This window comes from Corynebacterium sp. AOP36-E1-14 (assembly GCF_052377495.1).
In the GTDB taxonomy this organism is placed as follows: domain Bacteria; phylum Actinomycetota; class Actinomycetes; order Mycobacteriales; family Mycobacteriaceae; genus Corynebacterium.
The window spans coordinates 1-23,506 of the sequence record NZ_JBQSWV010000007.1 but is presented as its reverse complement, the minus strand read 5'-3'; the positions used below and the strand labels follow the sequence as shown (position 1 = coordinate 23,506).

Sequence of the window (23,506 nt, the reverse complement as noted above, 5' to 3'; positions counted from 1 at the left end):
GGCCTGAGCTCGGCCTTGAGTTCGCCTTGAGCTCGCCTACAGCCCGTGTTTGGCGGCGATGATCCCGCCCATCGTGTCGCGCGGCAGCAGCCGGGCGGCGGGGAAGGCGAACCGTGCGCTCGACCCGGTGGCGTAGAGCGGGCGGGGCCGGGCGTCCGAGACCGCCCTGAGGATCTCACCTGCCACCGGTTCGGCGGTGATGCCGTCGGCCTCGTTGTTGTTGAGGTGGGTCAGCATCGTGGCGAACTCCTCGGCGTAGGGGCCGTGGTCGTCGACGTAGATGGTGCGACGCTCGGAGAGCCCGGTGTTGATCGCACCGGGTTCCATCACGCTGACCCCGATGCCGAAGCGGGCGACCTCGCGGCGTGCGGAGAAGGCGAAGGCCTTGATGGCCGCCTTCGAGGCGCCGTAGCTGCCGCGGTAGGCCAGCGGGAAGCTGCCGAGCATGGAGCCGACGAACACGATGCGTCCGCGTCGGGCGGCTCGCATCTGCGGCAGCAGGGCCTGGGTGAGTTCGACGTGCCCGATCACGTTGACCTGGAAGAGCCTCTCCAGGGCGTCGCGGGGGAGCTCCTCGAGCGGGCCGTTCTGGCTCTCCCCGGCATTGTTGACCAGCACGGTGACCGGGCCGGCGCCGATCTTCGCCAGCTCGTCCGGCACACCGGCGATGGAGGTGGGGTCGCCGAGGTCCAGGGGGATGAGTTCCACACCGTCCGGCGTGTTCGCCCGGGCGGCCTCCGAGCCGGGGTCGCGGGAGGTGCCGATGACCCGGAACTGCCGTTTCACCAGTTCTTTCGCCGTCGCGGCACCGATGCCTGAGGTGGCTCCGGTGACCAGGGCCGTGTCACCCTGACGTGGCACGGGCAGCTTCGGGGCGCGGAAGCGGGCGAGGACACCGGGCGCGGACGTTTTCTTCATGCAACCAGTGATACCCCTTCGGCGGTGCGTCCGTCAGGATATGCCGATGACGCAGTTCCCTGGCGTGCTCGTGGTGCCGGACGCCGAGACCTCGATGCGGTCCAGGTCGCCGTTGAAGATCTCGGCTCCCGTCGAGTATGTCGTCGCGGTGACCTCGAGTTCGAAGGTCGTGTCGGTGGTGGTGCCGTCATTCTCGACGTAGGTGATGTCCACCGTGTCGCCGGGTTTGCCGTGGTAGGTGACGTGCGGCGTGTTCTTCTCGTGGTCGATGTCGATGACGCCCGGGTCACAGGCGCCGTCGGCGTCGGACGCCCCGAGCACGGGCGCGTCGCCGTCGCGCGGCGCGGCGTCCTCATCCGTGCCGGACGTGTCGTTCTCGCCGGACGCCGTGGCGTCCTGCGTCGTAGCGTCCTGCGCCTGTTCGGAGTCCCGGGCCGACGGGGTGCAGGCGCAGAGCGCCGCCGCGGCGGCGAGCGCCAGGGTGGTGAGCGTGGTCTTCTTCATCGGGCCTCGGAGAGTGGAGAGCGGGGGAGGGTTGCCGGAATCGTAGGTGGCGTCCTGTCGGGCGTCAATCGCCGCGCGGCACCGACCCCGCGCCACGTGCCGGATCCGCCCTTTCCACGGCACGCGCGGCCCGAATCCGGCACGCGACGCGGGGTTGCCTCGCCCACCCCGCCCACACCCGCACCCCACCCGCGATCCGGCCGTTTGTGGTGTGCCACGCCACAGCCGCGGTTATACTGACCGCGAAACGTCCACAACTGAATCCGCCGTTCGCAGCCACTGTGGGAGAGGCCGGCACCAGCACCGGCCGCCGTAGGAGCAACACCTCCCCGTCGACACTCTCAGGCACCAGCACCATTGTGGCGAGGCAGCTCTGGAAAGAGCCGGTCACCGTCGTCCGTGACCCGGCCGCCGAAGGAGAAAAAGCTCTCAGGCACCATCGACAGAGTGGGGAGGGAGTACACCCGTGTCCGCACCACAGCACACACAGGAAGAGACCCCCTGACACATGGCTACGCCCCACGACGCATTCCCGAACCGTCATATCGGCCCTGACGCGGCCGCGACCGCGGAGATCCTCAGCACGCTCGGCTACGGCAGCACCACGGAGCTCGCCGCCGCGGCCCTGCCCGCCAGCATCGCCCAGCAGGGCCCCATCGGCCTGGCCCCGGCGCTCGACGAGACCGAGGCGCTGGCCACGCTGCGTGGTTTCGCCGCGAAGAACACGGTGAAGAAGCAGCTCATCGGCGCCGGCTACCACGACACGGTCACCCCGGCGGTGATCCGTCGCAACGTGGTGGAGAACCCGGGCTGGTACACCGCCTACACGCCGTACCAGCCGGAGATCTCGCAGGGCCGCCTGGAGGCGTTGCTGAACTTCCAGACGATGGTCAGCGACCTCACGGGCCTGCCGGTCGCCGGTGCGTCCCTGCTGGACGAGGCGACCGCCGTCGCCGAGGCCGTGCAGATGATGGCGCGGGTGAACACGAAGGCGGCGAAGAAGGACGGTGTCGTCCTGCTGGACGCCGCCCTGCACCCGTCGAGCATCAACATCACGCGTGCGCGTGCCGCGGCGGTGGACATCGCGGTGGAGATCGTGGACGTCACCGCCGAGCAGATCGCCGCACGGCAGGACGCGCTGATCGGCGTGGTCGTGTCGAACCCGGGCACCACCGGCGGGTTGCGCGACGACCTCACCGAGGTCGTCGACGCCGCGCACGCGCAGGACGCCCTGGTCACCGTGGCCTGCGACCTGCTGGCGCAGGTGCTGGTCACCTCGCCGGGTGAGTCGGGTGCGGACATCGCGGTGGGTTCGGCGCAGCGTTTCGGTGTGCCGTTGTTCTTCGGCGGCCCGCACGCGGCGTTCCTGGCCTGCCGGGAGTCCATGCAGCGTAAGCTGCCGGGCCGCATCGTGGGTGTGTCGGTGGACGCCGAGGGCACCCCGGCCTACCGCCTGTCGCTGCAGACCCGTGAGCAGCACATCCGCCGCGACAAGGCGACGTCCAACATCTGCACCGCCCAGGCGCTGCTGGCCGTGGTGGCCAGCTTCTACGCCGTCTGGCACGGCCCGCAGGGCCTGCGAGAGATCGCCACGGCGGTGCACGGCCGGGCGACCGCGCTGGCCGTGGGCCTGTCTGAGGCGGGCTTCGCCCTCGCCCACGACCGTTTCTTCGACACGGTCACCGTGCAGGTGCCGGACGCCGCGGCGACCGTCGCCGCCGCCTGTGGGGCGGGCTTCAACCTGCGCCACGTCGACGAGAAGCACGTCGGCATCTCCGTCGGCGAGTCCACGACGGACGCCGACGTCGCCGAGCTGCTCGCCGTCGTCGCCGGCGCGCGTGGTTCGGTGGCCACGGCGTCCTTCACCGCGCAGGACGGCCCGCTGGCCGACCTGCTGCGCACCGACGACATCCTCACCCACCCGGTGTTCCACTCGGTGTCCTCGGAGACGCAGATGATGCGCTACATGCGTCGTCTGGCCGGGCGAGACCTTGCGCTGGACCGCACGATGATCCCGCTGGGCTCGTGCACCATGAAGCTCAACGCCGCGGTGTCGATGGAGCCGATCACCTGGCCGGAGTTCGCCGGCATCCACCCGATGGTGCCGGAGGACCAGGCCACCGGCTGGCTGGAGCTCATCGACGACCTGGAGGACCGGCTGGCGAAGATCACCGGCTACGCCGCGGTGTCGGTGCAGCCCAACGCCGGCTCGCAGGGTGAGCTCGCCGGCCTGCTGGCGATCCGTCGTTTCCACGTCGCCAACGGCGACGACCAGCGCACGCTGGTGCTCATCCCGGCGTCCGCCCACGGCACGAACGCCGCGTCCGCCGCCCTGGCCGGGCTGAAGGTCGTCGGCGTGAAGAACGCAGACGACGGCTCGATCGACCTCGACGACCTCGACGCGAAGATCGCCAAGTACGGCGAGCAGATCGCCGGCATCATGATCACCTACCCCTCCACCCACGGGGTGTTCGAGGAACACGTGCGCGACGTGTGCGCGAAGGTGCACGACGCCGGCGGCCAGGTCTACATCGACGGGGCGAACCTCAACGCCCTGGTCGGGCTGGCGCAGCCCGGTGAGTTCGGCGGCGACGTCAGCCACCTGAACCTGCACAAGACCTTCACCATCCCGCACGGCGGCGGCGGCCCGGGCGTGGGCCCGGTGTGCGTGGGCGAGCACCTCGTGCCGTTCCTGCCGTCCGACCCGTGGGCCGACGTGACCGTGGAGCCCGGCGTGCAGGAGGGGCGCCCGGTCTCCCAGGCGAACCAGGGTTCCGCCGGCGTGCTGCCGATCTCGTGGACCTACATCGCCATGATGGGCGACGAGGGCCTCACCGAGGCCTCGCGCATGGCGCTGGTCAACGCCAACTACATCTCCCGCCAGCTCGCCGACAGCTTCCCCACCCTCTACACCGGGGAGAACGGCCTGGTCGCCCACGAGTGCATCCTGGACCTGCGTGAGCTGACCAAGCAGTCCGGCGTGACCGCCGCGGACGTGACCAAGCGCCTGATGGACTTCGGCTTCCACGCCCCCACGCTGGCTTTCCCGGTGGCGGGCACGCTGATGGTGGAGCCCACCGAGTCCGAGGACAAGGACGAGCTGGACCGCTTCATCACCGCGCTGCGCACCATCCGCGCCGAGATCGACGAGGTCATCGCCGGGGACGTCGCGGTGGAGGACTCCGTCCTGCGCCACGCGCCGTTCACCGCCACCTCGGTGGTGCGCGACGACTTCGCCGACGCCGTCTCGCACGGCCACTTCTCCCGCGAGAAGGCCGCCTTCCCGGTGGCGTCGCTGCGTCGCGACAAGTACTTCCCGACCGTGCGCCGCATCGACGACGCCTACGGCGACCGCAACCTGATGTGCTCCTGCCCGCCGCTGGAGGACTTCGACATCGAAGCTGCTACCGAGAGCGAGAACTGATGACCAAGCACACCGCACTGCACCCGGTCCACGAGAAGCTCGGCGCGAAGTTCACCGACTTCGGCGGCTGGGACATGCCCCTGAAGTACGACAAGGAGCTCGAGGAGCACCGGGCGGTCCGTGAGGCCGTGGGCGTCTTCGACCTCTCGCACATGGGCGAGGTCCGGGTCACCGGGCCGGACGCCGCGGCCTTCCTCGACCACGCCCTGGTCTCGCGCCTGTCGGCGGTGAAGGTCGGTAAGGCGAAGTACTCGATGATCTGCACCGCGGACGGCGGCATCATCGACGACCTGATCACCTACGTGCTCGCCGACGAGGAGTACCTGGTGATCCCCAACGCCGGCAACGCCCCCGCCGTCGCCGAGGCGTTGCGCGAGCGTGCGGAAGGCTTCGACGTCACGCTCACCGACCAGACCGACGACATCTCCCTGATCGCCGTGCAGGGCCCGCAGGCCGCCGCGGTGATGCTGGAGATCGTCGAGGCGGTCACCGACGCCCCCGAGGCGTCCGGCGCGGGAGAGACCGTGCAGGACGCCGTGGGCGGGCTGGGCTACTACGCCGCCTTCCAGGGCACCGTCGCCGGCGTGCCGGCGATTATCGCCCGCACCGGCTACACCGGTGAGGACGGTTTCGAGATCTTCGTGGAGAACGGGACCGACGGCGCACAGGCGACCGCCGTGTGGGACGCGGCGCTCGCCGCCGGTGCCCCGCACGGGGTGCGCCCCTGCGGCCTGGCGGCGCGCGACACGCTGCGCCTGGAGGCCGGCATGCCGCTATACGGCAACGAGCTGAGCCTGCAGCTCACCCCGGTGGACGCCGGGCTGGGCATCCTCGCGGCGACGAAGTCCAAGGAGGAGTTCGTCGGACGCGACGCCATCGTGCGCGCCAAGGAGGAGGGCACGAAGCAGACGCTCATCGGCCTGGTCGGCGAGGGACGCCGCGCGGCGCGAGGCGGCTACGAGATTCAGGACGCCGAGGGCGTCCGGCTCGGCGAGGTCACGTCCGGCGCACTGTCGCCGACACTGGGCCACCCGGTGGCGATGGGCTACGTCGCCGCCGAGGCGGCCGCCGAGGGCGGCGTGGCGTCCGTGGGATCGACGGTGACCGTCGACATCCGCGGCAAGGCCCACCCCTACACCGTCGTTGCGCTGCCGTTCTACACGCGCCAGAAGTAACATCCACCCTGACTGCACCACCCTGACTGCACTTTTCGACTGCACCATTGTTCTGAGGAGAACCCCATGACTGCACTGCCCACCGACCGCCTGTACTCCGAGGAGCACGAGTGGGTGAACGCCACCTCCGTCGCCGCCGGTGACACCGTGCGCGTCGGCATCACCCACATCGCCGCCGAGGCGCTGGGCGAGATCGTCTTCGTCGAACTTCCCGAGGTCGGCACCGAGGTCGAGGCCGGCGAGCCCTACGGCGAGGTCGAGTCCACCAAGTCCGTGTCCGACATCTACGCCCCGGTCTCCGGCGAGATCACCGCGGTCAACGAGGGCCTCGAGGACAACGCCGGCGTGATCAACGACGACCCCTACGGCACCGGCTGGCTCTACGAGGTGGCGGTCTCTGAGGCCCCCGCCGACGGCGAGCTGATGGACCACGAGGCGTACGCCGCCGACAACCAGTAGGGGCCGGAGCGGGCCGGACTTCTCGTGATCGTTTCGCTCGCCGCCACTGCAGGGCGGTGTACCGGTGATCGGGGTCCGGGGGACGCCGCGTGCCGGTGGTTCCCGGCTACACCGTCACCTCGTTTATGCTTGGCATGATGTCTTTCGCCGTCCTCGTCCTTCTGCTCGGGCTCGCGCTGCTGGTTCTCGCCGCGGGCCTGTTCTGGCGTGCGTCGAAGGGCCCCTCCCAGACGCACGCACCGGCGCCTGTCCCCGAGCAGGTGCCGGACCCCGCACCCGCCCCGACCGCGGATCCGGTGCAGGACGAGTCGACCGAAGACCTGCAGGACGACCTGCCGGAAGAGGCGCAGGACGCCGCACCGGCGGCGCACCCGGAGCCGGAACGTGAGCCGGAGGCTATCCCCGAGCCGGCCACGGAGCCGGAGGCGGAGCCCATCCCGGAATCCACGCAGGACACCGCTGACACGACCGGCACAGGCGGTACCGCCACCTCCACCGACGCCGCGGCGTCGTCCAACGGCCTGTTCGCCGGGCGTCGTTCGCGACGACAGTGGGCGCAGTCCCACGGCTACGAGTACGCCAAGGAGGACCGGTACCTGCCGGGGGAGTGGCCGGACAGTCTGATGACGCTGATCAGCGCCGACGCCGTCACCGGGTCCGCGGCGACCGTGGCGCGCGACCTGGTCTCCGGGTTCACCGGCGGCCACCAGTTCCACCTCGCCGAGGTCAACGGGGTGACGGTGGTGGCGTTGCGTCGGGAGTTCTTCTCCCCGGTGCGCGTGCACCTGTCCGACACCGCCGGCATGCCCGCCGGGATGCGTCACTCCGAGCTCTGCGACCGTCCGCCGTACACCGGCTACTCCACGGACAACCGTGCACTGGACCGGATGCTGGACAGCCGGGTGGAGGGGGCGTTGCACGCCCTGGCAGGCTCGGTGTCGGACATCGCGTTCAGCTCCACCTGGGTGGCGTTGAAGATGGGCCGCAGGACCGACCCGCCGATCTGGGACCACGTGCTGGTGCAGGGGCGTGCGCTGGTGGACGCCTCGCGGGTCCTGCCGCCGCGCGTGACCTCGGTCGAGCTCGACCTGAGTGGTGCCGACCCCACGCGTCCGCGCGTGCGTGCCGCGGCTGCGGCGTCGGCGGCGACTGCGGCGGAGGCCACCGAGGCGCAGGACGCCGGGTCCGCCGCGTCCGGCGAGCGCCAGGCCCCGGCGCATCGCGGGCACCTGCGGGCGGTGCCGGACGCGGCGCGTCGGGCGTCCTCCGCCGAGGGCGCGGAAGGCACGGACACAGGCTCAGCCACAGACGCCGTCTCCGACGTCGACGTGGAGGCCGCCGGCACGGACGGGGACACCGGGCGTCCGCGGATGGAACGCTCGAGCACCCCGGTGGACTTCCCCACGCGCTCGCAGGGACAGACGATGGGGGACACCTCGTCGTTCCCGGAGTACCCGGAGGACGGGGACGCCCCGGACGGAGCCGCGCCGGACCCCGACCCGATCCCCGCGGTCGGGGAGGATCCTGACCACAGCCGTACGGCGTCCGGTGGCGGGCCGCGGGTGATCCGCACCGCCGAGCAGCGCTCCACCATCTTCGGCGAGGACCCGGCCGACAGTGACACCGGCGCAACCGGTGCCACCACCTCCGCCGAGGTGGACATCCTGGGTACTGCGGAGCAGTCCTCGCGGGGGCGCCACCGTGCGCCGTCGGCCCGCCACGCCCGCCACATCGGTGAGTCGGGTGAGTACCCGGAGGTCGACGCGGAGGTCGTCGACCCCGAGGACACCTGAACCCCGTAAGATCCACACCGGACATACCCTCCCGATAACCCACGCAGATAGTTAGGACGCCTCCATGAGCACGCCCACCGTCAACGCCGACAAGTTGCAGCGACTCGCCGAGCTGGTCACCGAACTCTCCGTCGTCCGCGGCCGGGTGACGCTGTCCTCCGGCAAGGAGGCCGACTACTACGTCGACCTGCGCCGCGCCACGCTGCACCGCGAGTCCTCGAAGCTCATCGGTGAACTGCTGCGCGAGCTCACCGCCGACTGGGACTACGTCGCCGTCGGTGGGCTGACCCTGGGGGCCGACCCGGTCGCCACCGCCGTGATGCACGCCGGTGACGGGGTGGACTCCTTCGTGGTGCGCAAGGAGACCAAGAAGCACGGCATGCAGCGTCGTATTGAGGGCCCGGACATCGAGGGCAAGCGCGTGCTGGTCGTGGAGGACACGACCACCACCGGCAACTCGCCGCTGACCGCCGTCGCCGCGGTGCGTGAGGCGGGCGCGACCGTGGCCGGTGTGGCCACCGTCGTCGACCGCGCCACCGGTGCGAAGGACGTCATCGAGGCCGAGGGCGTGGAGTACCGCAGCCTGCTCGGCCTGGAAGACCTGGGCCTGGCCTGATGTCGCGCGCCCGGAACTCGCCGTGGCGCGCGGGCTACCTCGCCGCCGGTGCGGCCTCCGTGGTCGCCGCCGCGGCGGGACGTCGCGGTGACCGGGCGACCAGGCTGGTCAAGCCCGCGCTGATGCCGTTGCTCGCCGGGCACGCCTGCACGCGCGCAGGACGTGGCGGTGGTGCCGGACGCCTGCCGGTGGTGCTCGCCGGGTTGGCCGGCGGGCTGCTGGGCGACGTGGTGCTCATGGGCGAGGCCGGGCGCAGTGATGACGCCGCCACCCGTGCGCGCAACCTGAACCTGGGTTCGGCGGCGTTCAGCGTGAACCAGGTGGCCTACATCGTCGAGCTGTGGCGACGCGGGCACCGTCCGCGCCGTTCGACGGTGGCGTTGCGGCTGCCGGTGCTGGCCTCCGGGATCGTCACCGCGGCGAGCGGTGCGCCGGCCGCACTTCCCGCGGCCGCGGGCTACGGCTCGGCGTTGGCGGCGACGTCCGTGCTCGCGTCCGACCCGCAGGTCGGGGACGCTGACGCGCGTGCGGACCTCTCCGGGGTGGGCCTCGGCGGCAACCTCTTCGTCCTGTCGGACGGGCTGATCCTGGCGCGTCTGGCGTTCCTGCGTGGTGACTCGCCGCTGGTGCGGCGCCTGGACGGTGTGGTCGACGGCCTGGTCATGGCGACCTACGTGGCCGCGCAGCTGCTGATCGTCGAGGGACTGACAGGACGAGAGAGGTGACCGGCCCCACGGAGTGGTTCGATCATCCGGTCGGCGTGGGCCCCTGGGAGCAGGAGTACCCGGGTGTGCCGGTGCCGGAGGACGCGCACTTCGACCCGGAGCTGCTGGCGAACGGGGACCGTCGCAACGTCGTCGACGGGTACCGGTACTGGCGTCTGGAGGCGATCGTCGCCGACATCGACTCGCGGCGTCACCGGCTGCACATCGCGATCGAGAACTTCGAGAACGACTCCAACATCGGCACCGTGGTGCGCACCGCCAACGCCTTCGCCGTGGACACAGTGCACATCGTGGGCCGGCGGCGGTGGAACCGGCGCGGGGCGATGGTCACCGACCGCTACCAGCACCTGATGCACCACCCGGACACCGACTCGGTCACCGCCTTCGCCCGCGAACACGACCTGACGGTGGTGGCGGTGGACAACACCCCGGGCTCGGTGCCCCTGGAGACCGCCCGGCTGCCCGAGCGGTGCCTGCTGCTGTTCGGCCAGGAGGGCCCGGGCGTGACGGCCCAGGCGCAGGACGCCGCGGCGTTGACGGTGTCGATCGCGCAGTTTGGTTCGACCCGCTCGATCAACGCCGGGGTGGCGGCCGGCATCGCCATGCACACCTGGGTCCGCCAGCACGCGGACCTGGGAAACGCATGGTGAAGTTCTGCTGACGGTCCGTGAGAACCATTGGCAGGGCAGGGGATAAAAGGTATGCTCATATCGTTTTGAACCAACTTATGAGAAAGTTCGCTGCTTAATGAGCAATTCCTCCGCCCCCGCCAATGCCGCAGACACCACTGACGCCACCGCCGCCGACCAGGCCTCGGCCGACACGTCCGCCGAGGGACGTCGCGGCGGACTGATCCTGCTGGCCACCGGTGCCGTGCTGACGGTTCTCGGCGTGATCGTCGCCCTCGTGGCCGGTTCCGACGCCACGGTGGCGATCCGTCGTTCGGAGATGGGGGTGTGGGCCATTCTGCTGCCGGGTGTCTTCGGAATCCTCGTCGGCATCTACGGCTACACCGTGCGGCAGGCCTACCAGGCCAAGGGGGCGGGCAAGGCCTTCATCGTCGTCTCCGTGCTGGTGGCGCTGCTCTTCCTGCGCATGGCCTACAGCGCATTCTGAGCCGTGCACGCCTGACCCTCCGACGTTAAGGACATCAGTGCCCCTCTCCACACTGACCTCCGCCCAGTCCTCCCTGCGCCCGACCGGAATCGGGTGGTGTGGCCGATGAGCGACCGGGAGTTCATCCTGCGCAAACTGGCGACCAACCTCGGCATCCTCGTGCTGATCATCGCGGTCGTCGCCGTCCCGTTGCTGTCGCTGCGCGCCGTGGCGGCCGAGACCGGAACCTTCTCCGGTGACCCGGAACGCGAGCTCACCGTGCTGAAGGACGGGGCGTCCGACGGTGCTGCCGGCGTCACCGGTGACGAGATGGACATCATCGCCGACATGGACGACGTTGACACCGTGACCGTCGGCGACGGCGCCGGCATCCACGCCGACACCGCCGGCGAAGTCGACGGCGACGGCTGGAACGGGCTGGTCTACGAGTACCGGCCTTCGGCCCGGCCGGACGGCGTCTCCGACGGCTTCTCGCTGGAAGGCGACCAGATCCTGGCGCCCGACTCCCTCGACGGGCACGACTTCACCGCGGACCTCGGCCGCGACATCGGCGTCTCCTCCACCGTCAAGACCGGTGAGTCGACCGGCACCTCCAAGAGCTCGTCGATGCTGGTCGCCGGCACGTACGCTGAGACGCAGGCCGGTCTGCCGCCCAATGCCTTCTTCGGTTCCCACGACCTCGTGGTCTCGTTGCTGGCGAAGCGTGAAGGGGTCAGCGAGCGGGAACTGACGAGTGACGTCGGGTTCGACACGGTCGCCGTCACCGTCGCGCAGGACGGCGACGCCGACGCCGTGGTGTCGGCGTTGGAGAGCCGGGGGTACTCGGCCGGTGCGGACAAGGACCGGCCCGGGGGCGTCCTCGGGGCACTGACGGGGGCGCCCGTGCTCGTCGCCGTCGTCCTGTTGTCGTTCATGCTCGTCGTCGGCATGCTCGCCACCGGCGCTGCGCGCCCTCCGTCCACGCGTGCCGGTGTGGTCGGCGCGGGTGCGCGCGGTGCGGTGGCCGGGGGACTGGCCGGCGCGGCGGTCGGGGTCGGGGTGGTCACCACCGTGGTGGGGGTCGACAACCTCGTCCCTGACATCCTGGTGGTCGCCGTGGGCACGTTCGCCGTCCTGGTCACACTGGTGTTGGCGGTGTCGTGGACGTCGGTGCTCGTGTCGGAACGACGGTACGGGGAGCTGGGGTCCAGGGGGCATTGAGCCTCAGGGTACGGTTATAACGAGGTTTTATTTCACAGAGTTAAGGATGCCCCGGTTCCCATGATCCGTCGTTTCACCACGCCCCTGTCCCTCGCCGTCCTCCCGTTGGCGGCCTCGTTCGCGCTTGTGTCGTGCGGTTCCGACGACGCCACGGCGTCCGACGAGACCACCGCCGCCGTCGAGGTCCCGGACGCCGGCCAGCCGGCCTCCGGCGCCCCGTCCGACCTGATCATCGATGACACCCTGACCCCGGAGGGCTACGAGTACACCCCGCCGGCAGCTGAGGGGGAGCCCTCGCTGGCGGAGATGCTCAGCGAACTCTCCGACAATCCGGAGCTCGCCGACGCCGAAGGTCTCGTCGGTGGCCAGGCGCTCGGTGAGGTCGCCATCGCCGACCCCTTCCAGTGCACCGGTCTGGCCATCGACGGACTGACCGTCATGGACTGGATGTTCCGTCCCGCCGGTTCCACCGCCACCGCCGGCTACACCCTGCTGGACAACGACGAGGACGGTGTCTACGTCATGGTCACCACCGACGAGGTGGACCCGCAGACCTTCCCGGCGGACGTCTCCGAGTGCGCGGAGTTCACCCGCGAGATGGCCGACGAGACCGACAACACCCTGCAGCACTACTCCGCTGAGCCGGTGGACGTCACCGTCGAGGGTGCGGACGTCCTGGGTGCGGCCCGGGTGACGATGACCGGGGTCGACCTCAACGGCGAGCCCATCGAGGGTGAGGGTGTCGGCGAGTCCCTGACCACCGTGACCGCCACGGTCAACGGTGTCACCTACACCATCGCCGCGTCCGACGCGACGGGCACGGAGCTGGTCAGCAGCCTGGCGTCCGCACAGGCGCAGCGCATCGCCGCGGCCAACGTGTGACCCGGCATTTCCGTTGACGGGATGCTGTTTACGCAGTTCATGGAGGGTGTAGCGGGGAATATTCGTTCCCGTGGCCGCGCGGTACGGTCACTGGCGACGTTGCCACCTCCTCCAAGTTAAGGATGCTCATGGTTCCCATGACCCGTCGCTACCGCACGCCCCTGGCCCTCGCCGCCCTCCCGCTGGCGGCCTCGTTCACGCTCGTGTCCTGCAGTTCCGGGGGCGCCGAGATCGCCGCGGACGAGGCGACGCCGCAGGACACGATGGAGAACCGGCCGGCCTCCGACACACCGTCGGACGTCCTGCTGGACGGGTCGAGCGCCCCGGAGGGGTACTCCTACGAGGCGCCCGATCCGGCGGACATGGCTGAGCTCGCGAAGTTCTTCGACGGCGAGGAGGACGCCCCGACCCAGGCGACGACGCCGCCGCAGTGCGCCGGCCTGGCGGTCGACAGCGGGTTGCTGATGGAGTGGATGCTGGAGCCGACCGACCGGACCGCCGTCGCGTCCTTCACGCTCGACGGCGACGACGAGTCCGGCGTGTTCGTGTGTGTGACCAGGGGGACGCCGCAGGACGGCCTGCCGGACGCCGCGGAATGCGGCGAGTACTTCCGGGACATGGACACCGAGATGGGGACGATGGAGAAGTACTTCGTCGCCGAGCCCGTCGACGTGGAGCTCGACGACGTGGACGAGCGGACGGCCGCGGACGTGACCGTCACCGACCTGCTCCTGGGCGGCGAGGAGCTCGACTCCGAGGCGGTGGGGGAGACCGTTCTGTTCGTCGCCGCCACCGCCAACGGCTGGACGGTGAACGTGATCGTCGCAGGTGAGGCGGATGAGGAGCTGGCCCTGGCGCTGGCCCAGGAGCAGGTCGACCGGATGCGCGTCGTGTAGGACCGGTTGCGTACCGCCCGGTACACTATGTACTGTACCGGTTGGAACACAAAGGCGTTCGCCTGAACTGTTCCACGCTGCGGCATCCGCCTTGGCGTGCGTCAGCACAGAACGGGAGAACCGTGCCGGAGGCAACCACGCCACAGGTAACGAGGCCACTGATCCGCGCCACGGTGCGGTCCTACCTCGACGGCATCAACAACGGCGGTGGGCGGGACGTCCTCGCGCTCTTCGCCGAGACGGCGACGGTCGAGGACCCGGTGGGTTCCGACGTCGTCGCGGCGTCCCGCTGGTACGCCGAACCGCTCGACCCGGCGGTCCGCGTCCGGCAGGTCGCCCCGGTCTCTGTGTCGTCGGACGCGCGTGCGGCTGCCGTGGCCTTCGAACTCCGGATGCCGTGGGATTCACGGCAGGTGAGCGTCGACGTGGTCGACGCAATGGAGTTCGACGAGCACGGAAAGATCACCTCACTGCGGGCCTACTGGTCACCGCAGGACATCCCGTCCGAGAACAGCCAGGAGAACACCATGCCCACCACAGTCCATGCATCCGATCTTCCAGACTCTCCACACTCTCCCCCGACCGCACTCGGCACATGGTCGTGGGGCGCCGGCAGCGTCGGCGGTGACGAGGTCTTCGGCAACCACCTGGACGAGGGCCAGCTGGAGGAGGTCGTCGCCACCGCCTTCGACAAGGGGTTCACCCTCTTCGACACGGCCGCCGTCTACGGCGAGGGAAGCTCCGAGCGCATCCTCGGCACACTGCTGGCACCGTACGACCGTGCCAGCTACCGGTTGTCGACGAAGTTCACCCCGCAGCTCGCCGGCCCGGAGAGCAACGCCGTGGAGGCGATGCTCGAGGGCAGCCTGGAGCGGCTGCGCACCGACCACGTCGACATCTACTGGATCCACAACCCCGCCGACGTGGAAAAATGGACCCCGCAACTCGCGCCGCTGGTGAAGGACGGTCGGGTGGGCAGCGTCGGGGTGTCCAACCACAACCTGGAGGAGATCACCCGTGCCCGGGAGATCCTCGCCGCCGAGGGGGTGGAACTCGCCGCGGTGCAGAACCACTACAGCCTGATCTACCGCGCCTCGGAGGACGCCGGCATCCTGGACTACTGCCGCCGCAACGGCATCACCTTCTACTCCTACATGGTCCTCGAACAGGGGGCGCTGACCGGGAGGTACGGCGCGCACAACCCGTTGCCGGAGGGCAGCTACCGGGCGGCGACGTACAACGACATCCTCCCGAAGCTCGGCGAGCTCACCGACGCTCTCGTGGCTGTCGGCAAGGAGCACGGGTCCCGCGGTTACTCGGCGGCCGAGGTGGCCACGGCGTGGGCCTTCGGCAAGGGGACGGTCCCGATCATCGGCGCGACCAGGGCGAGGTACCTCGACTCGCAGGAACGCGCGGCGGAACTCTCACTCACCGTCGATGACGTCGAACGGCTCGAACGACTCGGCAAGGCGGCCAGTGTGGACACCCGTGGCTCCTGGGAGAACCCGATGGCGTAGGTGCGACCACCGCACCCCACGACGATAACCGTCCGGCGCAAAGGCCGTCCGGACTGAATAAAAGGAGGTTGACATGGTTGACATCAACGGAGCAGTTGTCCTGGTGACCGGGGCGAACGGAGGGCTGGGGTCGGAATTCGTGACGCAGGCCCTCGCACGCGGGGCGTCGAAAGTGTACGCAACCGCCCGACATCCCCGGGAGTGGGACGATGAGCGCATCGTCCCGCTGACGTTGGACGTCAATGACATCGACTCGATCACGTGGGTGGCTGAACGCGCCTCCGATGTGACGGTGCTCGTCAACAACGCCGGTGTCTCTCCCCGGACGCCCCAGCTCATGGAAACCGGGATAGCGGAGTTGAACCGGGTGATGGCGACGAACTTCTTCGGTCCCGTCCTGGTGACGCAGATGTTTTCACCGGTTCTCGCCAAAGCGGAGTCTCCTGCCGTCGTCAATGTTCTTTCGGCGGCGAGTTGGAACTCAGTGGGCGGGATCTACAGTGCGTCCAAGGCGGCGTTCTGGTCAGCGAGCAACTCCTCCCGGGTGGAGCTCGGAAAGCTCGGAATCCACGTCCTGGGGGTTCATGCGGGATTCATCGACACTCCGCTGTCTGCGAACATTCCCCTGCCGAAAATCTCCGCCTCCAGTGTCATCGACGACACCTGGGATGCCCTGGAGCGTGGGGACTACGAAGTCCTCGTCGATGAGACGTCACTCAAGGCCCGCAGGGAATTGTCCGGGGACATCTTCGAGCAGTACCCGGAACTGGCCGACCTGCACAGCGAACCGGAGCTGTGATCCTCTCCTCCGACAGGAGGAGAGGAACGCAGCCTGAACCGTGTCGCCTACACGAACACCGACTCCGGTTCGGGACGCTGTTCATCACGGGCGGCACGCGCCCGGTCGGCGATGGAGGTGTGGTTGAACAGCAGGTTGAGTCCGAAGGCCGCCAACGCGGCCAGGACCACACCGTCGGAAAGAAGGGTCTGCGCCCACTCCGGGAAGTTCGACCAGATGTCGGAGGAGAACTTCGACAACAGCCCCAAAGCCACCGCCAGGGCGATGATCGTGGAGTTCACGGTGTCGGTGAGATCGACCTTGCACAGGGTGTTCACACCCACCGCGGCGATCGAGGTGAACAGGATCAGGGAGATCCCGCCGACCACCGGGTCCGGCAGTGCGGCGATGACCGCACCGGTCACCGGTGTCAGCCCCAGCACCAGCAGGATCACCCCGGCCGTCGCCGTAACGTAGCGCGAGTGCACCCGCGTGGTGCGCACCGCGCCGACGTTCTGGGTGAAGACGGTGTCGAAGAACCCGTTGAACACACCGCCGAGGACGCCGGACGCCGCGTCGCCCACGAGCGTGCGCGCCACGTCCGAGCGCGACGTCTTCTTCCCCGTGATCTCGGACAGCGCACTCACGCTGGCGATCGTCTCGGCGAAAAGGAACATCATGACCACCGACATCGACAGCACACCGACCAGGGGGAACTCCGGGGCACCGAAGTGGAACGGCTTGACCATGGCGAACAGCGGTTCGTCGCCGACACCGGAGAAGTCCAGCAGTCCGGCGGGCCAGCAGACCAGCACGCCGACGATCGTCGCGATGATCAGCGACGCCTTGGCCACCACACCGCGGGCCAGACAGGACAACCCCACCGCGATGAGCACCACGAGGGCGGCGATGCCGATGGACGCCGGGCTGGCGTAGTCCGGATTGTCCTGGCCGTCGACCATCGGTCGGCCGACCACGAGGCCGGCGGAGACTCCGATGAGCGAGACGCCGAGGAACAGCAGGACGGTGCCGGTGACCAGCGGAGGGAAGTACTTCAGCAGCTTGCTGAACGGCCAGGCGAGCACCAGGCCCACCACACCGCCGGCGAGCATGCAGCCCCAGATCGCGGGCAGCCCGTAGGTCTGCCCGATGGAGATCATCGACGCCACCTGGACGAAGGCGGCGCCGCCGATGATCGGCATCCGCCCGCCGGCCACACGTCCCACGCCGAGGGACTGGATCAGCGTGATCACACCGGCGACCAGTAGGTCGGCGTTGACCAGCATCGCCACGGTCTCCCGGTCGAGGCCCAACGCCGCGCCGAGCGCGAGCGGGACGGACACGCACCCGACGTACATGATCAGGACATGCTGGATGCCGAAGGTGAGGTTGTGGCGCCAACCGAAGTTGGTGTCCACGGCGGACCCGTCGGTGGAGAAGCCGACGTCCTGCCCCTGCTGCGTGGTGGTGGCGGGGTCGTGGGCGCGCGGCGGCGTCCGGTCGGCCCGGTCGGCGCGGTTGAAGGTGGCGGTCATGGGTGAGGATGCTCCTGAGCGAGGTGGTGCTTGAGCGGTGGTGGGGGAGGGGACGGACCGGGGGACGACCCCCGGTGCCGGACTACTTCGCGGACTCGGCCTTGCTGAAGTTCGCGCGGATGCGCATGTCCAGGTACTCCCCGGCGGTCATCTGCTCGTACTTGCGGTCGGGCCCCTCGATCACCGCGTCGCGGTCGGCCTGGGCGAAGTAGGGCATGGAGTAGCGCTCGGGGATGTCCACGCCCACGTCGGCGGCCTTGACCCGGTGGAAGTTGGACTTCAGCCGGTCGTCGCTCCAGCGCATCAGCATGTCACCGATGTTGCAGGTCAGGATGTCGGTGAAGGCGGGCACGGGCGTCCAGCTCTGCACGTCCTGCCCGGCGTCCGCACCCGGCATGACCTGCAGGCCAGACTCGCCGTCGGTCTGGAACAGTAGGGTGAGGCAGTTGAAGTCGGTGTGTGCGCCGGCACGCCACACCGGGGCGCCGTTCTCGTCGGCGACGTTGTCCTCCGCGGCCACGGCCATGTAGTGGATCATGCGCAGCGTGCACTGGTGCAGCTCGGAGTCGGGGTTGTGGACCTTGGTGAAGTAGTCGCGTTCGAAGCCGAGCTTCACGGCGAAGAACTCGAGGATGCGCATCGCCACGTCGTGGCAGCGGCTCTCGAAGTCCAGGGTGTCGGCGCGGAAGTCCGGCAGGGTCTCCTCGTCGAGCCACAGGCCGTCCATCAGCGGGCGGGTGACCTGGTAGCTCTCCTTCTCGTCCGGCGTGCCGGTGGACGGGCGGATCTGGGACTTGTGCTCGAAGCCGACGTTCTTGCCCTTCGGCTTGGCCACGGTCTCCAGGGTCTCCTTCGGCAGTGCGAACAGGCGGCGCGACTCGGCGAAGGCGGCCTGGATCTCGTCCTTGGCGATGCCGAAGTTCTTCAGCTGGAAGAAGCCGATGGTGGTGGCGGCGTCCCAGAGTTCCTCCGCCTTGGCGTCCCACTGCTCGTCGCTGAGGTCCCAGTTGTTGACGTCGATGACGGGGACGGCACGGTCGGTGGTCTCGGTGCCGACGCCGCCCATCCTCGCCTCGAGGTCGAGCTCGGCGTTGCTGTAGTTGTCGGTCGTGCTGGGCGTGGTGGTCTGAACCATGATGGTCCTTTCACGTCACGCGGTTTCCCCTACGGTCGTACGCTCCGTCATCCCGACGCCGTGCGATGAAGACCCGGCTGAGCCGCTGTTGGTCTTGGTACGGGACTCAATCTATGAGTCCGGCATTTCGAGGTTGTGCCGCTTCTGTGACGACTGTGTTGCCGACGTGGCGGCCCGGTAAACAGCTAGAATCGACCGCACTCGGCAGCCGTCGAGCATGCCGGCCACACCCCTTGGAGGACCACGTGAAGCTGCCGAAGCCTTTTGCCCGCCGCGGGAAGAACAAGAAGGACGCACCGGACGTCCCCGGCCCCGTCGCCGAAGAGGAGCTGTCGGAGGAGTCACGCGAGGCGTTGAAGGGCATCGCCGACCTGGACGAGCCGGACGGCAGGATGGCGAGCCAGTTCTTCCGCGCCGTGGACAAGGCCTCCGAGGTGCAGTCCCCGGTGATCGAGAAGTACGTCGACCACATCCAGCGCAGGCACCGCCGTAAGTCGGTCGCCCGTCAGCAGCGCGTGATCGACCGGCACTTCCGCACCCTGGCCACCGGCACGGGTGCGGGTACCGGTGCACTGGCGTTCTTCCCCGGGATCGGCACGGTGCTCAGCATGGGTGCCGCCGGCGGGGAGGCTCTCGGTGTGGTGGAGGTCTTCGCGCTGTACACGCTGGCCAGCGCGCGGCTGCGCGGTGTGGACATCAGCCACCGGGAGGCAAGGCGCCGGCTGATCCTGTTCAGCATCGCCGGTGCCGCCGGTAACGACGCGGTGTCCGCGGCGTCCGGCAAGAAGGGTGTGACGGGGCTCCGGAAGCTGGGCAGCGCCAGCGAGGCGCAGAAGCGCAACATCAACTCACGTCTGGGACGCATCGCGTTCCGGCAGCTGCGCCGACGGATGACGGGTGCCGCGTTCGCGAAGATGCTTCCCCTGGGCATCGGCGCGGTGCTGGGTGCGCGGTCCAACCGCAAGCTCGCGCACATGATGATCCGTCACACCCACGCCGTGCTCAGCGAGGAGGGCAAGGCCCGCTGAGGCGGTCTCTCATCAGGTCGGGGTACGGACGGCGACAGGTTGGTGGTCCCGCATCTGATCGACGATCTCTCCACCACGGGTGAGGGCAGGATGCTTCGTCTCATCGGGGGTGAATAGGAAAGCCGGGAGCACCGCGATTCCGCCTCCTGCCCGACATTGTGGCGCGCAGCGGGTTAGGGTTCTGGCATGACGGGCCGCGGACGGACCGCGCCCATGCGCCCCAGTACTCCCCGGAAAAAGGACACCCCTCAATGCGCCGATCCACCCGAGCCCTCGCCGCCTGCCTGCTGCTGTCCGCCAGCGTCGGCTCCGGCACCGCCGCCGCCAGCGCGCCGTCCGACACCGCACAGGACGCACCGTCCGAAGCAGCGTCCGACGTCAAGAACGTGGTCACCTACGGTGACTCGTACGCCGCCAACCCGCACCAGATCGTGGGCATGGCGAACCAGTACGAGGAGCTCAAACCGTTGCTCGCCGACTACCCGCGCACCGGGCAGCTCGAGTCCGGCAAGGAGTGCCTCCAGGCGCCGGACAACTGGCCGCGCCTGCTGGAGAACGGCGGCGAACTCGACGTGAGCGACTGGTCCTGCACCGCCCAGACGTCACGCACGATGCTCGACCGCATCGACGCCAGCATCGACGCCGGCGACCTCACCGCCGACACCGACTCCGTCGTCTTCCCCGTCGGCCTCAACAACTTCGGCCCGTGGGGTCAGAAGGACGGTCTGGACGTCACCGACTTCGACGCCGTGCAGGACGCCTACGCGTCCGACATGCGCGATGCCGCGCGCCGGGTGCGCGCCGTCGCGCCGGACGCCGAGCTCGTCATCGGCGGTATGCCGCAGCTCACCGCCGGTGACACCTTCTGCTTCGTCAACGTGGTGCCGGACCGTCCGTTCGGTCTGCCCGTGGAGTACCTGACGCGCGTGCAGGACGCCGCGCAGTCGATGCAGCGCGACAGTGCCGCCGAGATCGGCGCCGAGTTCGTGGACCTGCGGGCGAACAGCCAGGGCCACGACTCCTGCGCCCCCGACCAGCAGCGCTACATCGCCGGGCTCATCGACACCACCACCCCGGACTACAAGATGATCGTGCACCCCTCGCAGCTCGGCCAGGAGTTCATCGCAGGGCAGGTATCTGCTGCGCTGTAGGGTAGTCGGTGTAGCCGACGGCGGGGTCCGCCCCTTCGTCGGCGTAGAACGTCGAGGGGTCCGGGGTGTTCCACTCCAGGCCCTCGGCGATGCGTTCGGCCAGGTCAGGGGTGGCGATGTAGTCACGGCCGAAGGCGACGGCGTCGGCGCTCCCGCTGGCCACGATCCGCTCGGCGTCGGCGACGCTCATCTCCTCGTTGGCGATCACCGGCCCGCCGAAGTTGTTTTTGATCAAGGTGAGCCGGCTGTCCTCGGCCTCGATCTCGCGGATGAACAGGAACGCCACGTCGCGGCGTCCGAGCTCGGTGGCGACGTGACCGAAGACCGTCGCCGGGTCGCTGTCACCCATGTCGTGCTCCTCGCCGCGCGGGCGCAGGTGCACGCCCACCCGGTCGGCGCCCCACACGTCGATCGCGGCGTCCACGATCTCGAGCAGGAAGCGGGCACGGTTCTCCACCGATCCGCCGTAGCGGTCCTCGCGGTGGTTGGTGCTGTCCTGCAGGAACTGGTCGATGAGGTAGCCGTTGGCGGCGTGGATCTCCACACCGTCGAACCCGGCCTCCTTCGCGTTCTGCGCCCCGCGGCGGAAGTCCTCGACGATGCCGGGGATCTCCTCGGTCTCCAACGCCCGCGGGGTGGTGTACGGACGTTTCGGACGCAGCCCGCGCACGCGTCCTGCCGCCTGCACCGCGCTCGGGGCGACGGGGGTGTCGCCGCCGAGAAGCTCCGGGTCGGAGATCCGTCCGACGTGCCAGAGCTGCAGGAAGATCCGTCCGCCGGCGTCGTGGACGGCGTCGGTCGTCTGCGTCCAGCCCTGCACCTGCTCCTCGTTCCAGATGCCCGGGGTGCCGAGGTAACCCACGCCCTGGGGTGAGACGGAGGTGGCCTCGCTGATGATCAGCCCGGCCCCGGAGCGCTGGCGGTAGTACTCTGCCATCAGCGCGGTCGGCACGCGTGACTCTCCGGAACGACGCCGGGTCAGCGGCGACATGATCACCCTGTTGGGCAGCTCCAGGGCGCCGAGGTGCAGTGGTTCAGACAGGTTGGACACGGTGTTCTTCTTCCCTTGCATTCTTGCTTCGTCGCTTCGTTGCGTTTTCCGTCAACCATGGTCCCCGTCCCGAGGGGTGTTAGCCAGAGCCTCCCTGATGGTGCGACTGGCGGAGGTACCACTGACAGGGTCATGCTCGTGCGCCGGCGAGGGTGCCTGGGGAGGGGAGACGGCACCTAGACTCGGGCGCATGAACCACGCAGACGCCGCACCCGGGCCGGGCAGTTCCGGCAGCCATTCCGGTAGTCTCGGCGAGTTCCTGAAGTCCTGCCGGGACGCCATCACCCCGGCGACGGCGGGCATCGAGGATCGCAGCCGGCGGCGCAGGGTCCCCGGTCTGCGGCGCGAGGAGGTCGCCCAGCTGGCCGGGGTGTCCGTGGCGTACTACGTCCGGCTCGAGCAGGGGCAGGCGCACAACGCCTCCGACGAGGTGCTTCTCGCCCTGGCCCGGGCGATGCAGCTGTCGGCCACCGAGACCGAGCACCTGCTGGACCTGGCGCGTCCCTCCCCGGTGAAGCCGGTCACCCGCTCGCGTGCGGAGCAGCCGCACCCGCGGGCGCTGGCGATGCTCGACGCGCTCGGCGACCAGCCGGCGGTGCTGCTCGGAAGGCGTAACGACGCCCTGGGGTGGACGCCCACCGGCCACGCACTTCTGGCACCGCACCTGCCGTTCGACACGTCGGACGCCAGGACGCGTCCGTCCCTGCCGCGGTTGCTCTTCCTCGACGAGACGGTGCGGGGCATGTACCGCGACTGGGAGGCGGAGGCGCGCACCTACGTGTCCTACCTGCGCTTCGTCAGCGGTAAATACCCGGACGACGCCCGCCTGGCGGAGCTCGTCGGCGAGCTCTGCATGAAGGACGCCGACTTCGCCGCCCTGTGGGCCACCGGCAGGGTCGGGACCTGCACGGCCGGGCGTAAACGTTTCCTGCACCCGCGGGTCGGGGAGATCACGGTGGACTTCCAGATCTGGTTGCAGGCCGACAGCCCCGACCACCGCCTGGAGGTGTACGCCCCGGCGGATGAGGCCTCGGCGGACGCGATGACCATTCTCCAGGGCATCGCACAGGAGAGTCGGTCGGGGAACGCTCCGGAGGTCCGGTGCTCGGCGCCTGATCACGAAACCCCACGCGGATGTTGGTCTGTGGGAGTAGGACCGACATCTGCGCGGGGTTTCAGGACGGGGTGCTGAGGATCACCAGAACTTGTTGACCCAGGCGGAGTAGCTGGCACCGCCGGGCAGGAAGACCTGGCCGAGGGAGTAGATGTCGGTCGTGCCGATCCCGCGGACGAACGTTCCCGGTCGGGTGTCGCAGTTGCCCTGCGTGTATCCGCCGAAGACCGGCCCCATGTCCACGTCACGGTTGATGGTGCACGACACGGCGCCACCTCGTTCGATGGTGCTGATCGGGACGGCGCTCGCGGCCGGGGCGGCGAGCCCGGCGACCAGGCCGGCACCTGCTGCGGCGACAGCGGCGCGGGTGGCCCAGCGGCGGGCGTTGGACGATTTGGTACGGGTCATGAGACATCCTCCTGTGTCGGAATAAGCGTTGATAGAGGTGCGGATGCCGGGGAACGTCATACCGCCGACATCATCGCAAAA

Annotated in this window: 22 protein-coding genes and 1 riboswitch; of the genes, 16 read left to right on the top strand and 6 right to left on the bottom strand. The window is 69.3% G+C overall.

The genetic code is table 11. The annotated features are described in order from the left end of the window. Positions 1-36: 36 nt before the first annotated feature. Both ACT3TD_RS04870 and ACT3TD_RS04865 read right to left on the bottom strand, forming a co-directional pair. Positions 37-918, bottom strand: coding sequence for an SDR family oxidoreductase (locus tag ACT3TD_RS04870; RefSeq protein ID WP_301443113.1), 882 nt, complete (start codon positions 916-918; stop codon positions 37-39). A gap of 33 nt (positions 919-951) precedes the next feature. Further along, complete coding sequence (locus ACT3TD_RS04865) at positions 952-1,422, bottom strand: hypothetical protein (protein WP_441579076.1); 471 nt, start codon at positions 1,420-1,422, stop codon at positions 952-954. Positions 1,423-1,785: 363 nt separating this feature from the next. Continuing rightward, positions 1,786-1,878: riboswitch (glycine riboswitch) on the top strand. A 52-nt stretch (positions 1,879-1,930) separates the two neighbouring features. Between ACT3TD_RS04865 and gcvP the strand changes: the two genes are divergently transcribed. The 13 genes from gcvP (at position 1,931) to ACT3TD_RS04800 (ending at position 16,024) form a co-directional block, all read left to right on the top strand. After that, complete coding sequence (gene gcvP, locus ACT3TD_RS04860; protein WP_301444019.1) at positions 1,931-4,846, top strand: aminomethyl-transferring glycine dehydrogenase; 2,916 nt, start codon at positions 1,931-1,933, stop codon at positions 4,844-4,846. Further along, positions 4,846-6,021, top strand: coding sequence for a glycine cleavage system aminomethyltransferase GcvT (gcvT, locus tag ACT3TD_RS04855; protein WP_441579449.1), 1,176 nt, complete (start codon positions 4,846-4,848; stop codon positions 6,019-6,021). The genes gcvP and gcvT overlap by 1 nt, the downstream gene beginning before the upstream one ends. 66 nt (positions 6,022-6,087) lie before the next feature. Beyond that, the gene (gene gcvH, locus ACT3TD_RS04850; RefSeq protein WP_301443534.1) at positions 6,088-6,480 is read left to right on the top strand and encodes a glycine cleavage system protein GcvH; all 393 of its coding nucleotides are present in this window, start codon (positions 6,088-6,090) and stop codon (positions 6,478-6,480) included. A gap of 137 nt (positions 6,481-6,617) precedes the next feature. Next, positions 6,618-8,273: a hypothetical protein gene (locus ACT3TD_RS04845; RefSeq protein ID WP_301443533.1), complete on the top strand. Its 1,656-nt coding sequence runs from the start codon at positions 6,618-6,620 to the stop codon at positions 8,271-8,273. Positions 8,274-8,337: 64 nt separating this feature from the next. Then, positions 8,338-8,889: an orotate phosphoribosyltransferase gene (gene pyrE / locus ACT3TD_RS04840; protein ID WP_301443532.1), complete on the top strand. Its 552-nt coding sequence runs from the start codon at positions 8,338-8,340 to the stop codon at positions 8,887-8,889. After that, positions 8,889-9,614, top strand: a complete 726-nt coding sequence (locus ACT3TD_RS04835) for a lysoplasmalogenase family protein (RefSeq protein ID WP_301443531.1) — start codon at positions 8,889-8,891, stop codon at positions 9,612-9,614. The genes pyrE and ACT3TD_RS04835 overlap by 1 nt, the downstream gene beginning before the upstream one ends. Continuing rightward, complete coding sequence (locus ACT3TD_RS04830; RefSeq protein ID WP_301443530.1) at positions 9,611-10,264, top strand: TrmH family RNA methyltransferase; 654 nt, start codon at positions 9,611-9,613, stop codon at positions 10,262-10,264. Before ACT3TD_RS04835 ends, ACT3TD_RS04830 begins: the two co-directional genes overlap by 4 nt. Before the next feature lie 97 nt (positions 10,265-10,361). Next, positions 10,362-10,730, top strand: coding sequence for a hypothetical protein (locus tag ACT3TD_RS04825; protein ID WP_301443529.1), 369 nt, complete (start codon positions 10,362-10,364; stop codon positions 10,728-10,730). Between the two features lie 105 nt (positions 10,731-10,835). Further along, on the top strand, positions 10,836-11,930 hold the full coding sequence (locus ACT3TD_RS04820; RefSeq protein WP_441579450.1) for a hypothetical protein: 1,095 nt from the start codon (positions 10,836-10,838) through the stop codon (positions 11,928-11,930). Positions 11,931-11,990: 60 nt separating this feature from the next. Then, the gene (locus tag ACT3TD_RS04815) at positions 11,991-12,812 is read left to right on the top strand and encodes a hypothetical protein (RefSeq protein ID WP_441579451.1); all 822 of its coding nucleotides are present in this window, start codon (positions 11,991-11,993) and stop codon (positions 12,810-12,812) included. Positions 12,813-12,940: 128 nt separating this feature from the next. Next, a complete protein-coding gene (locus ACT3TD_RS04810; protein WP_301443656.1) occupies positions 12,941-13,708 on the top strand; it encodes a hypothetical protein in 768 nt (255 codons plus the stop codon). Between the two features lie 122 nt (positions 13,709-13,830). Beyond that, positions 13,831-15,225 carry an aldo/keto reductase gene (locus ACT3TD_RS04805; protein ID WP_441579452.1) on the top strand — a complete coding sequence of 465 codons (1,395 nt, stop codon included), beginning with the start codon at positions 13,831-13,833 and terminating at the stop codon, positions 15,223-15,225. A 73-nt stretch (positions 15,226-15,298) separates the two neighbouring features. Then, positions 15,299-16,024, top strand: a complete 726-nt coding sequence (locus ACT3TD_RS04800; protein WP_301443654.1) for an SDR family oxidoreductase — start codon at positions 15,299-15,301, stop codon at positions 16,022-16,024. Between the two features lie 47 nt (positions 16,025-16,071). Here ACT3TD_RS04800 and ACT3TD_RS04795 read toward each other — a convergent pair whose 3' ends face one another. Together ACT3TD_RS04795 and ACT3TD_RS04790 are read right to left on the bottom strand one after the other, a co-directional pair. Next, positions 16,072-17,538 carry a uracil-xanthine permease family protein gene (locus tag ACT3TD_RS04795; protein WP_441579453.1) on the bottom strand — a complete coding sequence of 489 codons (1,467 nt, stop codon included), beginning with the start codon at positions 17,536-17,538 and terminating at the stop codon, positions 16,072-16,074. Positions 17,539-17,620: 82 nt separating this feature from the next. Continuing rightward, on the bottom strand, positions 17,621-18,673 hold the full coding sequence (locus ACT3TD_RS04790; RefSeq protein ID WP_441579454.1) for an isopenicillin N synthase family dioxygenase: 1,053 nt from the start codon (positions 18,671-18,673) through the stop codon (positions 17,621-17,623). A gap of 245 nt (positions 18,674-18,918) precedes the next feature. On the opposite strand from ACT3TD_RS04790, the gene ACT3TD_RS04785 reads away from it, so the two are divergent. Next, on the top strand, positions 18,919-19,701 hold the full coding sequence (locus tag ACT3TD_RS04785; protein ID WP_301443878.1) for a hypothetical protein: 783 nt from the start codon (positions 18,919-18,921) through the stop codon (positions 19,699-19,701). Between the two features lie 251 nt (positions 19,702-19,952). Continuing rightward, the gene (locus ACT3TD_RS04780) at positions 19,953-20,852 is read left to right on the top strand and encodes a GDSL-type esterase/lipase family protein (RefSeq protein WP_441579455.1); all 900 of its coding nucleotides are present in this window, start codon (positions 19,953-19,955) and stop codon (positions 20,850-20,852) included. Here ACT3TD_RS04780 and ACT3TD_RS04775 read toward each other — a convergent pair. Then, positions 20,821-21,903 (bottom strand): alkene reductase, encoded by a 1,083-nt coding sequence (locus ACT3TD_RS04775; protein ID WP_441588367.1) that lies wholly within the window; start codon positions 21,901-21,903, stop codon positions 20,821-20,823. The two genes, ACT3TD_RS04780 and ACT3TD_RS04775, sit on opposite strands and share 32 nt — an antisense overlap. Positions 21,904-22,093: 190 nt before the next feature. Here ACT3TD_RS04775 and ACT3TD_RS04770 point away from each other — a divergent pair, with 190 nt between their 5' ends. Then, positions 22,094-23,095, top strand: a complete 1,002-nt coding sequence (locus ACT3TD_RS04770; protein ID WP_441579457.1) for a helix-turn-helix domain-containing protein — start codon at positions 22,094-22,096, stop codon at positions 23,093-23,095. Between the two features lie 3 nt (positions 23,096-23,098). Here the strand turns inward: ACT3TD_RS04770 and ACT3TD_RS04765 are convergent, their stop codons facing one another. After that, on the bottom strand, positions 23,099-23,425 hold the full coding sequence (locus tag ACT3TD_RS04765; protein ID WP_441579458.1) for a hypothetical protein: 327 nt from the start codon (positions 23,423-23,425) through the stop codon (positions 23,099-23,101). Positions 23,426-23,506 lie beyond the last annotated feature (81 nt).

Bases quoted from the DNA above. Each gene is read 5' to 3' on its own strand.
- ACT3TD_RS04870 (WP_301443113.1), bottom strand. From the start codon at position 918: ATGAAGAAAACGTCCGCGCCCGGTGTCCTCGCCCGCTTCCGCGCCCCG.
- ACT3TD_RS04865 (WP_441579076.1), bottom strand. From the start codon at position 1,422: ATGAAGAAGACCACGCTCACCACCCTGGCGCTCGCCGCCGCGGCGGCG.
- gcvP (WP_301444019.1), top strand. From the start codon at position 1,931: ATGGCTACGCCCCACGACGCATTCCCGAACCGTCATATCGGCCCTGAC.
- gcvT (WP_441579449.1), top strand. From the start codon at position 4,846: ATGACCAAGCACACCGCACTGCACCCGGTCCACGAGAAGCTCGGCGCG.
- gcvH (WP_301443534.1), top strand. From the start codon at position 6,088: ATGACTGCACTGCCCACCGACCGCCTGTACTCCGAGGAGCACGAGTGG.
- ACT3TD_RS04845 (WP_301443533.1), top strand. From the start codon at position 6,618: ATGTCTTTCGCCGTCCTCGTCCTTCTGCTCGGGCTCGCGCTGCTGGTT.
- pyrE (WP_301443532.1), top strand. From the start codon at position 8,338: ATGAGCACGCCCACCGTCAACGCCGACAAGTTGCAGCGACTCGCCGAG.
- ACT3TD_RS04835 (WP_301443531.1), top strand. From the start codon at position 8,889: ATGTCGCGCGCCCGGAACTCGCCGTGGCGCGCGGGCTACCTCGCCGCC.
- ACT3TD_RS04825 (WP_301443529.1), top strand. From the start codon at position 10,362: ATGAGCAATTCCTCCGCCCCCGCCAATGCCGCAGACACCACTGACGCC.
- ACT3TD_RS04820 (WP_441579450.1), top strand. From the start codon at position 10,836: ATGAGCGACCGGGAGTTCATCCTGCGCAAACTGGCGACCAACCTCGGC.
- ACT3TD_RS04815 (WP_441579451.1), top strand. From the start codon at position 11,991: ATGATCCGTCGTTTCACCACGCCCCTGTCCCTCGCCGTCCTCCCGTTG.
- ACT3TD_RS04810 (WP_301443656.1), top strand. From the start codon at position 12,941: ATGGTTCCCATGACCCGTCGCTACCGCACGCCCCTGGCCCTCGCCGCC.
- ACT3TD_RS04800 (WP_301443654.1), top strand. From the start codon at position 15,299: ATGGTTGACATCAACGGAGCAGTTGTCCTGGTGACCGGGGCGAACGGA.
- ACT3TD_RS04795 (WP_441579453.1), bottom strand. From the start codon at position 17,538: ATGACCGCCACCTTCAACCGCGCCGACCGGGCCGACCGGACGCCGCCG.
- ACT3TD_RS04790 (WP_441579454.1), bottom strand. From the start codon at position 18,673: ATGGTTCAGACCACCACGCCCAGCACGACCGACAACTACAGCAACGCC.
- ACT3TD_RS04780 (WP_441579455.1), top strand. From the start codon at position 19,953: ATGCGCCGATCCACCCGAGCCCTCGCCGCCTGCCTGCTGCTGTCCGCC.
- ACT3TD_RS04770 (WP_441579457.1), top strand. From the start codon at position 22,094: ATGAACCACGCAGACGCCGCACCCGGGCCGGGCAGTTCCGGCAGCCAT.
- ACT3TD_RS04765 (WP_441579458.1), bottom strand. From the start codon at position 23,425: ATGACCCGTACCAAATCGTCCAACGCCCGCCGCTGGGCCACCCGCGCC.